We start from the raw sequence: 16,963 nt of genomic DNA on the forward strand, positions 1-16,963 counted from the left end.
TTCTGTATCTTCTTATGGTCCGTGGTCTCCTGAAGCGTTGAACAGTGTAATCCCTTGTAACGCAGCCTGTTGGAATAAGGCGTTAAATGCCGCATTGTATTGCTTAGGTGTCACACTTGCCCAAGCATCCATTCCAACCAGTTCATTAGCATACCCATAACTACTTGAAATTTGCTTGACCTTATTGTCAGCAATCGCATACGCATAGCCATTCAAGTAACCCGCATCGCCACTGACTGCATTGGAATTCAGCGGGAATAAGTAAGTCTGAATTTGCGCTCCGGGCGCAACAGAAGCAGCCTGTTCGACATCTAATGTCGTTTCAACTTGAGCGGGGCGGAAAGAATTATCCGTTAGAGTGCCTTGGATATCTTTTTTCGGTCCAACGTAGTGTTTATGAATCCGGCTAGTATCCGCTGAGATGCCGTTTTCAGTAAGGTAGCGCTTCACATCTCCCGTTTTGAAATCAGAACCAGCAATGAGCCCAATTTGTTGACCTGCGCCTGCTAATCCACGCTTGTAAAGCTGATCAACTTGATAATGGCTTGTAAACTTAGTGGCACCGTACTTCTTAGAAAATTCGGTACCTGATAAGTCGGTGTTCGGCTTTTGAGCCGCAAGCTTAATGCTTGTTGTCGTCTTGTGAGAACGCTTGGTTGCTGTTTTTTTAGCGTTCAGTCCCACAACGGCCAACACTTGTTTTTTCAGATTGACTGGTAACTGATACGTCGTAATCTTGGTCTTACCATGCTGGGATCGCTTGGCTTTGAACGCCTTAACCAGGTTGGTATAAGACCCTCGAACTTGTATGTAAAAATGCCCCCGATAAACACTGGTCTGCAGTTTGTACTTCTTGAAATACCGCTTAAAAGCTGCAATATCACTGTCAGACCGACCAAACTGATTGGCAACCTCGCCTGCGCTCAAATAGTGATGGTAGTTGGGCGACGTCGGATCAACCGTGTCATAGACAGCATCCGTTAACGCTTGTTGATTCTGTGGTTTCAAAGCAATCGACACTGACGTCGTCGCAGCATTTGCTTGAGGCGCGAAGCCGCCTGTTAGGCCGCCAAACACAGCTCCGCCTACCAACGCCAGACTAAATCGTAATAATTGGTGTTTCATCATAAACTCCCCCTATTTTGGTCTCAACAACTTTCGGTTTCCAGCAGATTAATTAAATCGGCAAACTCCTCTGTCTATTGTTACAGTATTTAGTTGAAACATTAAAAGTGTTATATCGCAAACGTTTTGTAATATTTCAGGTGATAGCTTATCAAAAAAAAAAACGAACTCAAAGTAATCCAACTCGGAAATTAGCCACTTTTTAAAGTTCGTCTGCTATTTCGTAATTGTGAGACAAGATTAATCGCTCTTGGCTGTCGTAAAAGTCCAGCAATCTAATCCGAAAAGTATATTTCAAAAAAGCAATTCCACTTTGACTTAACAGTTCAATAAACGCATCTGGATCAAAGTTTAATAACACTCTTCGTTGCGCCACATTTCGAATAACAGGAAGTTGAATCCGGCTTGAGACAAGTCGTCCACCGTGTACCAAGACCTCTTTAAGCTTGCGACCCGTTCGAAATGTCAGGGTTCCACTTCTAACATCAAGCGAAATTGCGTCCACATTTTGAGCTGCATAGTAGTTAAAAAGGTCACCGATCGTTTCGAACCGTCGAATTTCGTTGTTCACTTCATTTCCTCCCCCAATGATGTGCTAGCGGACACGTTTACCATGCCGTTGTATACCCCAGTCACGGCTTTCCAATCGATTCCAAAAGCCATCATCTATAAGTCATTTATCAATCATAAATTTGATAAAAGCAAGCTTTTATTTGACCCCATTTTATAAAATAGATTACCACTTCATTAGCCCAACCTACAAGGCAATTGATTCGCAACATTTAATTTCTATGCATATTCTATTGACGACCGAAAAACCTAAAATACTGTTAGTACACTCTTTTTTCAGCACTACTCGTTTTCATGAAATTTATTGTTTGCATAACGTAACAGTTTGATTCAGCCAACACCGTTTGCGTGCTCTAGTGGTCGTCGCCCATGCAAAAAATCCCCCTGATTCACGTGGAGAGTCAAGCGGCCTTGTATCGAGCGCTGGCAGAAGATGACGACTAACTATGCGATCATATCATGCAAACTCCCACTCCTGCCGAAGGGTTAGGTGCACGAGACGTTAAATACCGTGATTAAAGTCGTTAGTGGTAACCTATTCTTATAGAAGTAAGATTATTTTCGAACTGACATATGAGGGGGATTTCAATCATGAACATTACATTCATCGGCACTGGTTTCATGGGAAGTGAAATGGTGCCACACCTTGTAGCTAATGGGTATACCGTCACGGTTTTTGACCGGGATAGCGACAAGACCCGCCGCTTAGCAAGCGACCAGATTCACGTTGCTCACTCGCTTGAAGAAGCCGTTCGAGCGTCATCCATCATCATCACATCGGTCATGTCAACCGACGTGCTTGATCTGCACCTCGGGACCGGCAACCAATCTGGAATCGTTCACTTTCTTAATCCGGACAGTATTCTGATTGTTACTTCCACCCTGGACCCGGAGAAAATTGCTACCATTAAGGCCGCCATGCCAGCTCAGACGAAACTGCTCGACGCACCAATTATCGGCGGTGTCCGGTATGCTCGCGAAGGGTCATTAGTGTTGATTCCCGCAGGAGATAAAACTGCTTATGAGTCAGCAAAGCCCGTACTTGAAACCTTCGGCCACGTTGAATACGTTGGTAAATCGGGAAACGGTGCTAAGCTCAAGCTCATCACTAACGTCGGCATTATGGCCGCCGAAGCTGGAATTCGCGAAACACTGGACCTGGCCGACGTCTACGATATCGACTACGACACCACGCTGCACCTGATGCAACTGGGACCGCTGAAGCCCGTTGTTACCCGAGCATTGGATGAAAATAATCCGCGGCCGCTCAAGGACTCCGTCGCAGATGAGGTTGAACTGCTCTCCGCCACCGACAAGTTGGTTGAATTACCAATGGTCAAAGCCTCCATGCGTCGGTTGCAAATGGCGGTTGACGCCGTGGAGGGCGAAGCACGCTTTAGCGATATCACTCATAAAAACACTTCGCTAAAAAAATAAGGCATCGAATAAGAGGAGAAAATTATGACTGATAAGAAAGGCTTACGCGTTATTTTCGTGCTAGGCGTCTTTTCGCTACTGAGTGCCTTAGCAGGCTCCAGTACAAGTCTAGCTATTCCCAAAATTGCATTATCACTGGGCGTCAGTAGTAGTGGCGCGACCTGGGTCCTACAAATTGGGCTCATTACCACCACTATTTTTCTTGTGGCGTTTGGCCACTTCGGTGATATCTTGTCGAAAAACTGCATTTTCCTCGCCGGCGGCCTCATCTTTACTGTCGGTTCGGCAATCACCGGGATCGCGCCCACGCTGACCGTGATTTTGATTGGCCGGGTGATTCAGTCGGTCGGGTCAGCCATGATCATGGCCAATTCCATGGGGATCGTGTCGGATTACTTTGCGGATAGCAAGCGGGCCGAGGCGCTCTCCTACATCTCCATGTTTATCTCAGTCGGCTCCATCTCCGGACCGTCCATCGGCGGTTTCATCATGTCGGTGGCTTCATGGCGGTGGATTTACCTGATCAACGTACCACTGATGTTACTCATTATCGTGTTTGGGATGAAGGTCTTGCCGGTGCCAAAAGAAAAGGCCAGCCAAGTGTTGACGGCGGCCAAGGGGGTCAACTGGTTGGGTCAATCCATCTTCTCAGTTGGGGTCATCTTGTTCTTCTTAAGTGGCCTCATTTTTCAGGACCACTCTCAGACTGTGATTGCTTTTCTCGTGCTGGCCGTTGGGGCGGCGCTCATTTTCTACTCGTTTGTTCAAGACGACCGTGCCAAAACACCGTGGATCGCCCCGCAAATCCTGCACAACCGGCGCTACATGGTCTCCATCACCGCCTTATTGTTGGTGATGCTGGTCAACTCGGTCTCAAACGTCTTACTACCCTTTTACTTGCAGAGCTATAGCGGCCTATCGCCGTTCAATAGCGGGTTGATTATCATGATTCAGCCCATCGTCATGCTGATTTTCTCGCCAATCTCAGGTTACCTAGCCGACCACTTTGACCGGCAGCTCATGACCACCTTTGGCCTCGTCATTTTGGCCTTCTCGCAAATTGGCTACATTATGTATCCCGGCAACCTCGACTTTCCACGAATTATCCTGCCAATCGTGCTCAACGGTTTCGGGATGGCGTTCTTCCTGTCGCCAAACAACGCGTTGACCATGGGATTGGTGCCAAAGGACCTGTCTGGGATCGCCGGCTCACTGAACTCGTTTGCCCGGACGATTGGCACGACTGTCGGGGTCAGCTTTAGCGCAACGCTGCTGTTCTTCTTCCTCCCTGGCGTCACCCACATCACACCACAGGTGGGTCCAGCTTTCATGCACGCCTTTGCGATCGTCTTCTTCGGCGCCTTTGTCATCTCAATTATCGCGGCAATCATTGTCGCCAACCGCTACATTTCGAGTTTGCGGGCGGCCCGGAAATCAGCGAAGGAGTCGGAGTAAGTGACATCTGTGAATTAAAAAACGCCTCCCAGTAATCGGCTAAGATGACTAGGAGGCGTTTTGGTGGTGGCCTATAAACCCCACACTAGAGGATAGATTTTAAATGTTACAGCGTTCAACTACTGCATAACAGCGTAGCTATCCCATGCGGTAACGGATAACATACACCCCTCAATCTTCCCTAGACCAGGAGGTGTTGTTATGCCATATAGAGAAACTGGAGGTCTGGGTGACGCTAGAAATAGCCATCACCATCTGGGTATTAGCGAAGGCATATCTCGTGTATGCTCGCGCAACTCAGATACTAAAAGAAGCTAACCACAAGGATTAGCTTCTGACCAATAGTTATCTAGACCGTGTTGAGGTCATCGGGCAGGCCCCCGGTGGCCTCTTTTCAATACCAATAATATATCGAATTAAGTCGGTCATGTCAATCAAAATAACGGGTAACAAAGCGCCATTCGACAACGAATGCTAGACTCATCGACACACCGATGTTTCCAAACCGAATTCTGATTAAAATTTAAACAAGTAACGGTCGGTTTCAAACGGATATCGCGTTTAAAACTATGTTATAGTCGTTGAAGGAGGTGCTAGGAATGAAAAATAACCGTCTAAGCTTCTTAAAAATTGAAATTATCAATCATCCGTTATTCAAGAAAAACGTCTCGTTCTCACTAGTCGCTAGTCAGCGGGTTTTTACTGACAAACACTTCGATCTAACCCATCTTTTTGGGAACGTTTGGATTTAACAACATCACCACTTTAATCGGCCGAAATGCTTCAGGAAAGACATTGTCAATGAAGCTAGTGATGGGAATGCTTTCGTTACTTTTACACCAACGCTCGATTGATCAAACTCACCTAAAGGAAACGCTGATTGGCACGACACCTATCTCATTCAACACCTACTTTTATGGTAGTGATCATGTTATTTATCTCGACAAAATCGTCTTAAAACCAAAAGCTGATCAATCTGGCCAATGGTCGGTTGATTCAGAGATTATCCTTGAGAAAAACGCAACGCAAAATATGAGCCGAAAGGCCTTATTTGATTTTACGTCGGCAAAAGTGTTTATAGATCGGCAACAATTGGATAATTTACAGTTGAGTCTGCTAGCAGATGACGACTCGCTGATGCGCACCGTCTTCGCCTCAAACGAGTATACGACGCAACCAATATTTGATACGTTAATGTTTACCAATACAAATGTGCCGTTCATCAACCCTTCGGAAAGCAAAATCTCTCAAGCACTATTGCGTTATCTTGACCCGACAATCGATTATCTTTACATCGAAAATAAGGATAATCAGGCCTTTTACCGGCTAAAATTCAATAACAGCGAAAAGGAAATAACCGACAGTAATTTTGCCACCATTGAATACTACCTATCTTCTGGGACCGTCAAAGGGATCACTCTGTATCAGTATATTGTCGCTGCTTTGCGGTCCGGTGGTCTCATTTTCATTGATGAATTGGAAAACCATTTCAACCTTGCAATTGTTCGAACCTTCATGGCTTATTTTACGAATCCCAAAATTAACCCGAACCGCGCCGTTTTAATTTTCAGCACGCACTATGCTGATTTAATTGACGACTTAAGCCGCGGTGACCAGATATTTGTATCCCGCCGTCAGGATAGCGAAATAGCCATCGACCGATATTCTGATATTGCTGACCGTCAAGATATTAACCGCGCCGAAATTTTCATGTCCAATTACTTAGGAGGCACCGCCCCCGACTACGACGCTTACATGGAACTTCTTCAGCAGCTTCAATCCTAAAATAATCAATCCGTCACTGCCCTAGCCGGTGAATCAATTGGGACTTCAACGCTAAACGATGACTAGAACCTCTAGAAAAGGCGAAAACCAAAATCGGTTTTCGCCTCTTTTATAAAAAATAACAAGCTAGTAGTCTAACATGTGCCAGCCTTATCGCCGCAAAGTACCGGCAATCTCCCTGTCCATCACACTCAGCTATCCATAAGCTCCTTAAACTTGTCTGGGTCCTTATCAAGCAGCGACAAAATCACTTTAGAGGGACCATTAGGCCGCGTTTTACCAATTTCCCAAGCTTCTACCGTTCGCGGTGATACCAGTAACGTATGGGCTAGCATCTGCTGCGTCATGTGATTCTTGCGCCGAATTGTCTTAATTTCAGCAGCCGAGAAATCAGGTATCGGTCTGACCGTAGCGATATCAACCGTCGCTTTTGACTCATCACCGGCTAGAAAGGCTTGATAATCGTCGACGCTCTGCATAATTTGACTCTTTTTTTCGGTCATCAGTCATCAACTCCTGCATATTGGTTTGCTTGGAACAGGTCCCACTACTCACCAGCCAAAACGGACAACGAACTGGCATCATCATACGAAATCAATTGGCCATTCGCGTTGTTCCGCCAGGCCGCCTCCCCATGAGAAAAGGCCGATATTGCTTTGGTGTCCATGTCTTTAAAGCGCGCCAACGTCACCGCCATCACCTCTAATTCCTCTTTCGAGAAAAGATCGGCATCAAAATCAACGTTAGCCGCCTCGTAATACCAGTCATACTGACCCGACTCACTCTCTTTTCCGGTCATGAGCTGAGCACCCTCCATAGCGCCATATAGTAAATCAAATTGATCCGGGGCTGGCCCATGGGGAAGGCGCGCATACGCTACCCCGCTTATCGAGACGGTATACCGGCCAAAATACTCGAAATCCGAGTAGAATAACAGTTTGTTCAGCTTAGTCTTCGTTAATTTCGAAACATGGCTCACAAAGAACAACACCATATTAGAGAATTTCTTTAAGTCAAACGCCTGATAGCCAGAAAATTCTGAATAGCGTCGGGCCGCAAATAGGTCATTAATGCCGCGCTCAATCATCTTCGTAGCGTTGGCTCTTTTTGGCGGATCAAGCTTTTGTTCAAACGCTGCCTTGCCTTGCTCGGTCATTGCCTGTTTAGAAGACTCATATATTGTTTGAGCCATATCAGAATCCTTCTCAAGCGCTAATAATAGCTTATTATTAGCCACCGAAGGCAGCGAACCCGTCTCATAGGTTGCGATGGTGGTGGCACTCCACCCCAGCAATGCCGCAAAGTCTCGTTGAGTCAGTCCAAATGACTGTCGGAGGGCTTTAATCCGTTCAGGAGTAATCATGCCATGCCGCTGCCGGTATTGATCAAACGCCCTTGAAACCGCCTCATTGTCCAGTTCTTCATCAAACATGCGCTCGCCGCTATCCACGTCAATCCGAGCTTTAATAGACAGGCGAACTTCTTCCCCCCGAATCGTATAGGTTTCATTGATGACCTTTACTTCAGTTTTCATGTTATCTCCCCTAATCGTAAATCGTTTCGTGAAAAGAAATAACCTTCACCCATCCATTCATGAGCTTTAGCTTTATATACAAAGGCTTAACACTCTCACCGTTTTTATTGAAGACCCACAAATATTCACCCGGTCTATCCCTATCCTCCTCAGGTCCCTTCACGTAGTCGCGTTGGGCGTCAGTCCCAAAAGGATAATTTTAATTGCTTTAGGCGTCATTTCAGTGATTCGAGCATAATCAACCGTCCGTTGAACAATGTGCCACTGACCACGCCTAAGGGATTTCTTGAACTCCAGTAGAAATCGGCGAATCGTTGCATCGCTTGCTGGGCCCATGGCTTTTCTACACTCCAGTTCCTAAAATTAGCATAGCATTGCTACAAATTTGTAGCAAGAATTTCGCTATCAAAAAGAAACTACGCAGTCTCCACCGCATTGGCGTGCAATTATCAAACCTAACCACTTCAAACAGGGCCCGCACCCCGCTATAATAATCTTAAGAAAAGAAAGGGTGATCAAGATGACCAAATCAACCGTGACCTCTCTCCGTTTTACAGCCGATCAATATGAAAAAATCAAAAAAACTTGCCGACTTACATGGTGTCTCTGTTACAACCTACATGCGCGAGGCTGTGCTTGACCGAATGACAGATGAAGTAGACTACAACGACGCCAATGCAAACCTCACAGCCAGTCATGGCAAAACAGTCTCAAGTGCTGCCATTCGTCAGCGGCTGGGGCTTGACCGTTGATGACACTGACCGACCACTGAAATTCAAGCAGCACCAGTTGCCAAATTAGCGCTCATCCATCTCAGCCACGGATACGCTATGCCGATTAGATTCACCGCGATGTGCTCGAAATTGAGTGAACAACCAAAAATTGCGTCCCACGTCGCCTCTCCGGGCAAGACGTCAGGACGCAATTTCTTTGCGCACTTCATTAACGTTGTCAAAACTCACTAGATTGTTAAGACCGTTTCCAAGTTTCGGTGACCGTTGCTCATTAACGCCTTCGCTACGTGACCGATCTTTTGAATGTTGTACCCGCCACCGTTTGACTGGGCCACTAACAGGTAGTTGGTGGACTCCTTCAAGTAACTAATTAACGTGTTGACCGGGTCGCCGATGGTCATCTGGTACGAATGCTTGATATCGGCTGGTAATTGTTCACACAACGCCTTTAGCTCCTGCTCAACCGTTTCCGTGAGATGTTTTAAGTATGATTGGGGATTGGCCACGTGCTTCGTCAGCTCGGGGTCCACCACTTGAACCAGTGTGATGGGAATCTGGCCAGCCCGCGATAGCTTCACCGCGTTATCCAGGGCGCCCTTGGCCTGATGGCCGCCGTCGACCCCAACCACAATCTGTTTCTTATCAGCTAAATAACCGTAGTTGCCTTGCGATTCGAATCCATTACTCATTCTAACATCTCCCATTTTTTAACTTGGTTGGTGCTGGAGGTAGCCATAACCAACCTGTAATGATTAATATACAGGCCAGATGTAAAAGAAGTGTGAAGAATTTTCGAAATATTCTAGATTTTTTCAAATTAAAACTATAAAAAATGCACGATACCGGTCTTTTCAGATCCACGGTATCGTGCATTTTTTATGTTTTCTACAAACTCCAGTAAGTCCCCCGACGGTACTGGCGAGTTGAAGCGACGGACGCAGCGCACCTGGTCCGTCTAAGTATCCGTGATCACGGTCACGCAACACACGAGTCCGGTAGGCGGTGTGGCATCCTCCCTGCAATCTGCCACCACCTACTAGACTTTAAAACAGTCGACGAGCTAGAGCCCGTCACACACTGACATGCGGTTACCTGTTAACGGTTTCCAAAATACTCCCTATAGTATCGAGCGGCTCAGCGTCGGGTCAATCGGTACCATTGAATACCGATGGGTGGCTCATAAACTTAGCCCGCGTCACTAGTCAGTCCCGGTCGGCTCCCCCTGACCAGAATTAAAACTCGTCACACGCTGACTGCTAAGCCCTCTACACTCTCTATAATAAATTATAATCAGGCAAAAACAAGCCATTCACGCTGTCATAATTTTCGTTATTTTTAAAAAATCAGGCAGTTCACAAACTGAGCCCCTAATGCTTGGTCAACATTAGGGGTTCAGTATGGTGCCTTTCATTCTTTAATTCTACTTAAACCAAGTGTTAAGCATCGTGTCGACGCCGAGCTAACCCGTATGCACCAACGATTTCAAGTGAAATCAAACTAAGGCCAAGGCCAAGCAATCCGGCGTTAGACTCTTCACCTGTTTGTGGCAACTTAGCACTTTCAGTGATTGCTGCGCTTCCAGTACCTACCTGAGTTGGGGTAGCCGTGTCACGGTACGTATAAGTCGTTCCGCCTTGGCTGGTGCCATTGGTTACGGCTTCGTCCGTCCCAGTTTCGACCACGTCATTGCCGCCTTCACCAGTATTACCGTTGGTCGGTGTTTCGGTCTGCTGACCCGTTGGCGTGTTGGTATCTGTTTCCGTGACGATTGGCGTCTCAGTTGAGGTGCCGGTACCGGTGGTCGTTCCCGTCCCGGTTGGCGTCCCAGTACCAGTGGTTGTTTCGGTATCGGTCGGCGTCCCCGTTGTCACAATTGGGGTACCAGTACTAGTCCCGGTGCCGGTTGAGGTCCCAGTCCCTGTGGTCTTCGGGATCGCCGTCAGTTGAACGGTCCGAACCACGACCTTTGCGTCGCCAGCAACTGATACGTCTGTGTTAGTGGTGCCCACTTCTTTATCATCAACCGTTGTATTGACGTACTTACTGGTGTAACCGTCCTTATTCAAGAGCACTGGTGTCAGGGCTTGGAAGACACCTGTCTTATCAGTATCAGACTTAGAAACACCACTTGGATCAGTTGTCCATGCCGTATAGTCAAAGTCTCCACTTCCGTCATTCTTAGCGGTTGCCGTTCGGTAGAACGTGATGTTTTGGACCCCGTTATCTTGACTGATTTGGTTTCCCTTATCGTCTTGATAGACAACGTTTTCGGTAACCGTTTCAGTTAAATCAAGTTTATCTGGATTATCAGCTGGTGTGTCGTGATTCAGCGTATAGGTAATAGTGATGGTACTATCCTTAGGAACCCCGTTTTCATCACTGGTGCTGACCGCCGGAACACTTTGCTTATCCGGAGTCGCGCCTTTGATAACCGGTGCCGTCACTTCAGCGAATTCCTTTTGCCCATCAACGTTTGTGTAAGTCACTTGTTGGATTACGCTACCATCTTGACGAGTGTACGAATCCTTACCCTGAGCCTTCAGCACTAGGTCAGTATCAGTCGTGAAATTAACGGTAGTAGAAGTAGGCTTTGCCGCCTGGCTACCATCTTCATACTGATAGAAGACCTTTTGAGTTACTGTAGCTTCTCCAGACTTATGCTTATGTTTGAGCTGAATAATATACGTCTTCCCAAGCTCAGGACTTGCGATACGTTCTAGTTGACCATTCACATAGCCATCTTCACCATCTTCAGACACTAATGATGGGTCTAATTCGTAGATAGTCATATCAAGATCGTCTGCGATGGCACCTGACTCATCAGCAGAAGTAGCAGTATAATCAGCTCCTATGGTTGATCCTGTTGGCTTAATAACATACGACCTAAGTACTGCATCGTCTTCTTCGTCATCAACATAATTAACCGTATAAGATGAAGCTGCTTGGCTGGAACCTGCGCTTGATGCGGCGCTGGAACCCGCACTTGATATAGCACCAGAACCTGCACTGGAACCTGCATTGGAACCTGCACTGGACTCAGCTCCCGACGCTGTATTGTTTTCATCTTCATCAACATAGTTAACAGTGTACTGCGAGCCGGCCGCACTGTTTTCTGCGCTCGAAGCTGAACCCGACGCGGCACTTGACGCTACGCTAGACTCTGTACTTGAATCCGAACTCGGCGCCTCCTGAGTACTAGCATCAGTTGGTGTCGTCTCTACTGGTGCGGTCTGTGTCCGCTGCGCCTCAACAGTCGTCGCCGCATGAGCATCTGTAAACTGCCCAACGCCTAATAACGTGCCAGCAAATGATGCCACCATAATGCCTGCAATCAACCACTGCTTACCTGATTTATAAAGTTTGCGATGTTCTTTCTTTTCAATCGAATCATTGATTAATTTATTGTGCGCTTTTTCAACATACTTAGACATATGTAGTCCTCCTTGTTATTCGAGCATTTCTCCCAAAGATTGGGCCTCTTTTGTTGGCACGGCTCCCTACCAACAAAAATAGTACATTTTATTAATAGTGTCAATGTAATTTATTTAAAAAATAATGAATTTTTTGACAGAAATTTATCTTATCGTCAAAATAATAGATGGCTTGTTATCACGATCCTTTAACAATCATAATTTATAATTTCTAATCAGTTCGACGAACAAGCGCTTTATAAAAACGAATGCTTTACATCACTTTTTCAGCCTACTAACAGTTGCTGGTCGCTTAATAGCCTAATATCACTCGGTTACTTTAAAACATCACAATATCCCTCAAAAAAAGGTTTACTTGTCCAACAAATAAGCCAACCACGCTGGCTGTAACGTTCTTACTTGATTTACCCAGCTTTCGGCCAGCTATCGAACACACTTCTAGGCTTCTTTAACCGGTTAGCGTAGCAACCCGTTCATCATCTCCAGATATTGTGGAACCACAGCCGTTGTCAACCCATGATATTTGGCTGTTTTGCCAATCAGGTCTTGAGCCACTAACTGAACCGGTTCCTTAGCCGTGTACAGTCCCGTCCAGATTACCTGGTTCTCCCGCAACAACTGCTTTTGTTCGGCTAATGCCTGATCGAGGTCCGTAGATTGGGTGACCTGCATTCTCAGCGCTAATTCAGCGATGTACCAACAAAAATCCGAATGATACCGCTCTGGCAACTTTTTCTTGATGACGGCCAGTTGATACCGGTTTGCAACCACCCAAGTTGCAAGTTGCCGTGAAACGGAATAATAATTGAAATAAGTTTATCCATGGCACTCGATTCTCCCTTGCTATGTGGTCGATTAAACAACTAAAAACGCACGATTCCGGTCCACTAGACCAAGGATATCGTGCATTTCCTAATCACACTTGAATGGCCATTCAGTCACCCACGTTACTGCTGCGCTGCAACAACGACCTGATTCAACCAATTCACATACTGGTCAAACGCTTGTGGGTTCGCGTTCCAAGGAGCTTCCGGTGATGAATCCTGAAGTTTCACATGGGCGATAAAATCTTGCACCCGGGGCCAAGCGTTGGCGTTTTGTTCCACAATCGCCTGCATGACCGCCGCAAACGGCTTGCGTTCAGATTCCAGTACCCGCTGCTGTTGGGTATAATACCGCACACATTCCCGCGCAAATTCGTCTTCGTAGGTCTTTTGATCGACCCGCTGTAACGCTGTCAAATAGTCACCAATCATGGTTAACCACCCCACCGTCATCTCTCTGGAAGCTGTTGCCAGTACCTCACCACGAACATCACGACTCACAAAGCGAGCGTACGCAATCTCGTTCACTGATACATCGACGCGGGCAAACGCGTTAACCAACCGGCTATATAATTCGTCGGCATACTCGCCATTGTCCTGCCAGTGAAGCCCAAACTGATTCAGAAAACTGCGCTTAAGCCAGCGTCCTCTCACGGTCGTGAGTTCCTCACCGATCGTGTATTCGGTCTGCCGTGATCGAGTGATGTCTTGTTCAAGCACCAGCCCTGTCAGCACATCGGCATCAGGATTCTGCTCGGCCGTGGTATTGAACGTCTGGATAACGCTCGTCTGATTCAACAAGCCGTCAGGTCCCATAAACATGACATAGTCCCCGTGGGCGACGCTGAGTCCCCATTCAAAGGACTCGGTCCAAGATAAAACGTTGTCGGGTTGTTGGTAGTCGATCCGGATGTTTTTAAATAACCGAAACGCGGTCAAGTCCGTAAGCCGATACCGGCCACCATCGACCAAAATGATCTCGATGTCGCGGAAGTCAACGCCTAATTGGTTATTAATGGATGATAACGGCATCGCCAGGTCGTCCTCGCGCGCGTCGTTAACGGCAATAATGATGCTAATATGTGGATTCAAAGTGAGTTCCCCCTTCTACTCAGTTATGTATGGAAAGGAGCGCTTCGCCCCTTTCCTAACAAGAAAGCTGCATGCCGCCACGGAACTCATGTCGACACACAGCTTCTCGTTTGTCACTCAACGATGCTGCGAGTGACTATCAGATGAAAGCTTAGTACAACGATTCGTGTTCGATGCTATCGCGCCGGTTCCGACGACGACGGGCAACGCCGAATGCGACCATGGCTTCCATTACTGTCAAACCAATGCCGGCAACAACCAATGCAGAATTGTTAGCGTCGTCAGTTTGTGGCAATTTGCCGTTTGTAGCCTTGTTCAAGCCATTAACCAAGTCGGTTTGTGAGCCATTGCTCATCGCCCCGGCGATGGTTGATGACCCTGCGCCACCGTTACCAGATCCGTTGTTAGAAACAACGTACCCAGTGGTGATAATGCCATCTTCACCTTGACGATTGGTCCCAGTGTTACCACCATTTTCACCGTTACCCGGCGTGGTGGTGTTACCATCATTACCTGGCGTAATCGTGGTTGTCGTGGTGTTGCCACCGTTACCCGGCGTGTTGGTAATGTTAACAGTATTGCCACCATTACCTGGCGTCGTGGTAGTAGTGGTGTTACCACCGTTACCTGGGGTGTTGGTAATATTAGTGATATTTGTCGTACCACCGCCATTACCTGGCGTCGTGGTTGTCGTTGTGGTATTGCCACCGTTACCTGGTGTATTGGTGTTGGTGTTAGTGTTCGTGTTACCACCATTTGTGCCAGTATTCCCACCATTGTTGTTGATGTTCGTATTAGTGTTCGTGTTGGTATTGGTGTTGTTGCCACCGTTACCACCATTTCCACCGTTGCCACCTTCACCAGTTGTCGTGGTAGTAGTGGTTGTCTGACCATCCTTACCAGGCGTCGTAGTCGTGGTTGTAGTCGTCGTTTCGGTAGAATTGCCGTCTGGATTTTCGATCTTAACGTTGACATTGACGGTAACTTCCTTGCCGCCATCGCTCTTAGTCGTGGTCGTCTTGGTCGTTTCCTTCGTGGTCGTTGAACCATCAGAGTTCGTCGTAGTCGTCTTGGTAGTTTCAGTGGTTGTGGTATCAGTACCAGTGCCTTCACCGTTAACGTTTACGTTGTTGGTGTTGGTGTTATCGCCATTGGTGTTATTGTTGTCGATGTTAATATCACCAGTGCCGGTAGTCCCGTTGGTGCCATCGGTACCGTCCTTACCATCTTTGCCATCTTGACCGTCTTTGCCGTCTTGACCATCTTTACCGTCAACACCGTCTTTACCATCAACGCCATCCTTACCGTCGGCGCCATCTTTACCGTTCTTCACGGTGAAGTGACCGGCTTCACTACCATCTGGGTAAGTGAAGTAGTAAGTGGTGTTGCCATCTTCGTCAGTTGTCGTCTTCGACAAGTCAATTGAAGGGGTTTGACCGTCCTTACCATTAGGGATGTTGATTGTTTGACTCGTGGTCGTCCCATCTGGGTTGGTGTAAGTGAAGGTAATGTTGGTCGTCTTACCATCGTCACTTGGAGTTGCCGTGATCGTTGGAATTGGCGCATCCTTACCATCTTCACCGTCTTTGCCGTCCTTACCGTTTTGAACGGTAATTGAGCCAGCCGGCGTACCATCTGGATAAGTGAAGTAGTAAGTGGTTGTCCCAGTGTCCTTGTTAACCGTGGTCTTAGTTTGGTCGATCGACGGCGTTTGACCATCCTTACCGTCCTTAGGTGCTGGAACAGTTCCGACGAGGATCTTGCCACCTTCATCATCAGTGATGTAGTAGTTGTAAACGAGGTTGCCGTCTTTATCTAGGCCAGCTTCGATAGTCGGTGTTTGACCAGGTTCACCTTGATCGCCCTTATCACCTTTGTCACCTTTATCGCCCTTAGGGATCGTGACTGTTGAACCATCGCCGAAGGTAATAACGACGTTGCCGTCTTCATCCTTCGTAGTTCCAGTAATGGTGGCATCTTGACCATCATCGCCTTTATCACCCTTGTCACCCTTAGCGACAGTGACCTTTGAACCATCACCGAAGATAATGACCGTGTTACCATCTTTGTCCGTGGTGGTGTCAGTAATCGTGGCATCCTGACCGGCTTCGCCAGTATCACCCTTGTCACCTTTGTCACCCTTAGAAATAGTGACCTTCTTACCATCGCTGAAGACGATAACCGTGTTGCCATCTTGGTCATTATACTGATCAGTGATTTCAGCATCCTTGCCATCATTACCCTTCTTAATGGTAATCGTCTTACCATCGTTGAAGGTTACAACGGTGTTGCCATCTTCATCAGTGGTTGAGTTCAAGATGGTTGAATCCTTACCGTTGTAAACAGTGAAGGAACCAGCAGGCGTGCCGTCTGGGTAAGTGAAGTAGTAGGTGGTTGAATTCGTGTCTTCGTCAACCGTCGTCTTCGAAGGATCGATTGATGGTGATTGACCGTCCTTACCATTTTGAACATCAATGGTCTTAGTGGTCGTTGAGCCATCTGGGTTCGTGTAGGTGAAGGTAATGTGCGTCGTCTTGCCGTCATCACTTGGGGTTGCCGTGATATCAGGGATCTGCGCATCCTTACCATCTTTACCGTTGTGAACCGTAATTGAACCAGCGTTACTGCCATCTGGGTAAACGAAGAAGTAGGTGGTGTTACCATCAGCGTCAGTTACAGTCTTCGACTCATCAATTGATGGCGTTTGACCATCCTTAGGTGCGGGAACAGTGCTAGTAATGACTTTGTTGCCATCTTCATCGGTGTAGTAGAAGTTGTAGACTGGGTTGCCATCAGCATCTTGGCCTAATTCAACCTTAGGCGTTTGACCATCTTCACCTTTATCACCCTTGTCGCCTTTGTCGCCCTTGGCAACCGTGACTTTAGAACCGTCACCGAAGATCAGAACAGTGTTGCCGTCTTCGTCAGTAGTTTGGCTAGTGATCGTGGCATCCTTACCCTTAGGAATCGTCAATG

15 protein-coding genes are annotated in these 16,963 nt (G+C 47.1%); 5 read left to right on the top strand and 10 right to left on the bottom strand.

The features are described 5' to 3' along the window. Nucleotides 1–12 precede the first annotated feature (12 nt). On the bottom strand, nt 13–1,128 hold the full coding sequence (locus FC96_RS13200; RefSeq protein WP_235804751.1) for a protease pro-enzyme activation domain-containing protein: 1,116 nt from the start codon (nt 1,126–1,128) through the stop codon (nt 13–15). 199 nt (nt 1,129–1,327) lie between these two features. Then, complete coding sequence (locus tag FC96_RS09740; RefSeq protein ID WP_056942859.1) at nt 1,328–1,696, bottom strand: hypothetical protein; 369 nt, start codon at nt 1,694–1,696, stop codon at nt 1,328–1,330. Between the two features lie 590 nt (nt 1,697–2,286). Here FC96_RS09740 and FC96_RS09745 point away from each other — a divergent pair. The 4 genes from FC96_RS09745 (at nt 2,287) to FC96_RS09755 (ending at nt 6,372) form a co-directional block, all read left to right on the top strand. Next, nucleotides 2,287–3,132, top strand: coding sequence for an NAD(P)-dependent oxidoreductase (locus FC96_RS09745; RefSeq protein ID WP_056942860.1), 846 nt, complete (start codon nt 2,287–2,289; stop codon nt 3,130–3,132). A gap of 24 nt (nt 3,133–3,156) precedes the next feature. Further along, entirely contained in the window at nt 3,157–4,587 is a 1,431-nt protein-coding gene (locus FC96_RS09750; RefSeq protein WP_056942861.1) for an MFS transporter, read from the top strand. A gap of 599 nt (nt 4,588–5,186) precedes the next feature. Continuing rightward, nucleotides 5,187–5,339 carry a hypothetical protein gene (locus tag FC96_RS13205; RefSeq protein WP_235804752.1) on the top strand — a complete coding sequence of 51 codons (153 nt, stop codon included), beginning with the start codon at nt 5,187–5,189 and terminating at the stop codon, nt 5,337–5,339. Nucleotides 5,340–5,388: 49 nt separating this feature from the next. After that, on the top strand, nt 5,389–6,372 hold the full coding sequence (locus FC96_RS09755) for an AAA family ATPase (RefSeq protein WP_235804753.1): 984 nt from the start codon (nt 5,389–5,391) through the stop codon (nt 6,370–6,372). A 191-nt stretch (nt 6,373–6,563) separates the two neighbouring features. Here the strand turns inward: FC96_RS09755 and FC96_RS09760 are convergent, their stop codons facing one another. From FC96_RS09760 to FC96_RS12935, 3 genes are all read right to left on the bottom strand, one after another. Beyond that, on the bottom strand, nt 6,564–6,875 hold the full coding sequence (locus FC96_RS09760) for a helix-turn-helix domain-containing protein (RefSeq protein ID WP_056942862.1): 312 nt from the start codon (nt 6,873–6,875) through the stop codon (nt 6,564–6,566). Between the two features lie 44 nt (nt 6,876–6,919). Continuing rightward, nucleotides 6,920–7,906, bottom strand: coding sequence for a type II TA system antitoxin MqsA family protein (locus tag FC96_RS09765; RefSeq protein ID WP_054661116.1), 987 nt, complete (start codon nt 7,904–7,906; stop codon nt 6,920–6,922). Between the two features lie 159 nt (nt 7,907–8,065). Next, nucleotides 8,066–8,242 carry a hypothetical protein gene (locus tag FC96_RS12935; RefSeq protein ID WP_156403211.1) on the bottom strand — a complete coding sequence of 59 codons (177 nt, stop codon included), beginning with the start codon at nt 8,240–8,242 and terminating at the stop codon, nt 8,066–8,068. A gap of 230 nt (nt 8,243–8,472) precedes the next feature. On the opposite strand from FC96_RS12935, the gene FC96_RS09770 reads away from it, so the two are divergent. Next, the gene (locus tag FC96_RS09770) at nt 8,473–8,658 is read left to right on the top strand and encodes a DUF6290 family protein (protein ID WP_056942863.1); all 186 of its coding nucleotides are present in this window, start codon (nt 8,473–8,475) and stop codon (nt 8,656–8,658) included. 209 nt (nt 8,659–8,867) lie between these two features. On the opposite strand, the gene FC96_RS09775 is transcribed toward FC96_RS09770, so the two are convergent. The 5 genes from FC96_RS09775 to FC96_RS09795 form a co-directional block, all read right to left on the bottom strand. Beyond that, nucleotides 8,868–9,329 carry a universal stress protein gene (locus FC96_RS09775; protein WP_056942864.1) on the bottom strand — a complete coding sequence of 154 codons (462 nt, stop codon included), beginning with the start codon at nt 9,327–9,329 and terminating at the stop codon, nt 8,868–8,870. A 747-nt stretch (nt 9,330–10,076) separates the two neighbouring features. Next, on the bottom strand, nt 10,077–12,071 hold the full coding sequence (locus tag FC96_RS09780; protein WP_054661119.1) for a KxYKxGKxW signal peptide domain-containing protein: 1,995 nt from the start codon (nt 12,069–12,071) through the stop codon (nt 10,077–10,079). Nucleotides 12,072–12,527: 456 nt separating this feature from the next. Continuing rightward, nucleotides 12,528–12,842, bottom strand: coding sequence for a hypothetical protein (locus FC96_RS09785; protein WP_054661120.1), 315 nt, complete (start codon nt 12,840–12,842; stop codon nt 12,528–12,530). Between the two features lie 176 nt (nt 12,843–13,018). Continuing rightward, nucleotides 13,019–13,987 (bottom strand): glycosyltransferase family A protein, encoded by a 969-nt coding sequence (locus FC96_RS09790; RefSeq protein WP_056942865.1) that lies wholly within the window; start codon nt 13,985–13,987, stop codon nt 13,019–13,021. Between the two features lie 151 nt (nt 13,988–14,138). Further along, nucleotides 14,139–16,963, bottom strand: a 2,825-nt coding sequence (locus FC96_RS09795) for a MiiA motif-containing surface protein (protein ID WP_156403212.1), incomplete at its 5' end; no start/stop codon positions are given.

The sequence above is a fragment of the Secundilactobacillus kimchicus JCM 15530 genome (genome assembly GCF_001433995.1).
GTDB classification, from domain to species: Bacteria; Bacillota; Bacilli; order Lactobacillales; family Lactobacillaceae; genus Secundilactobacillus; species Secundilactobacillus kimchicus.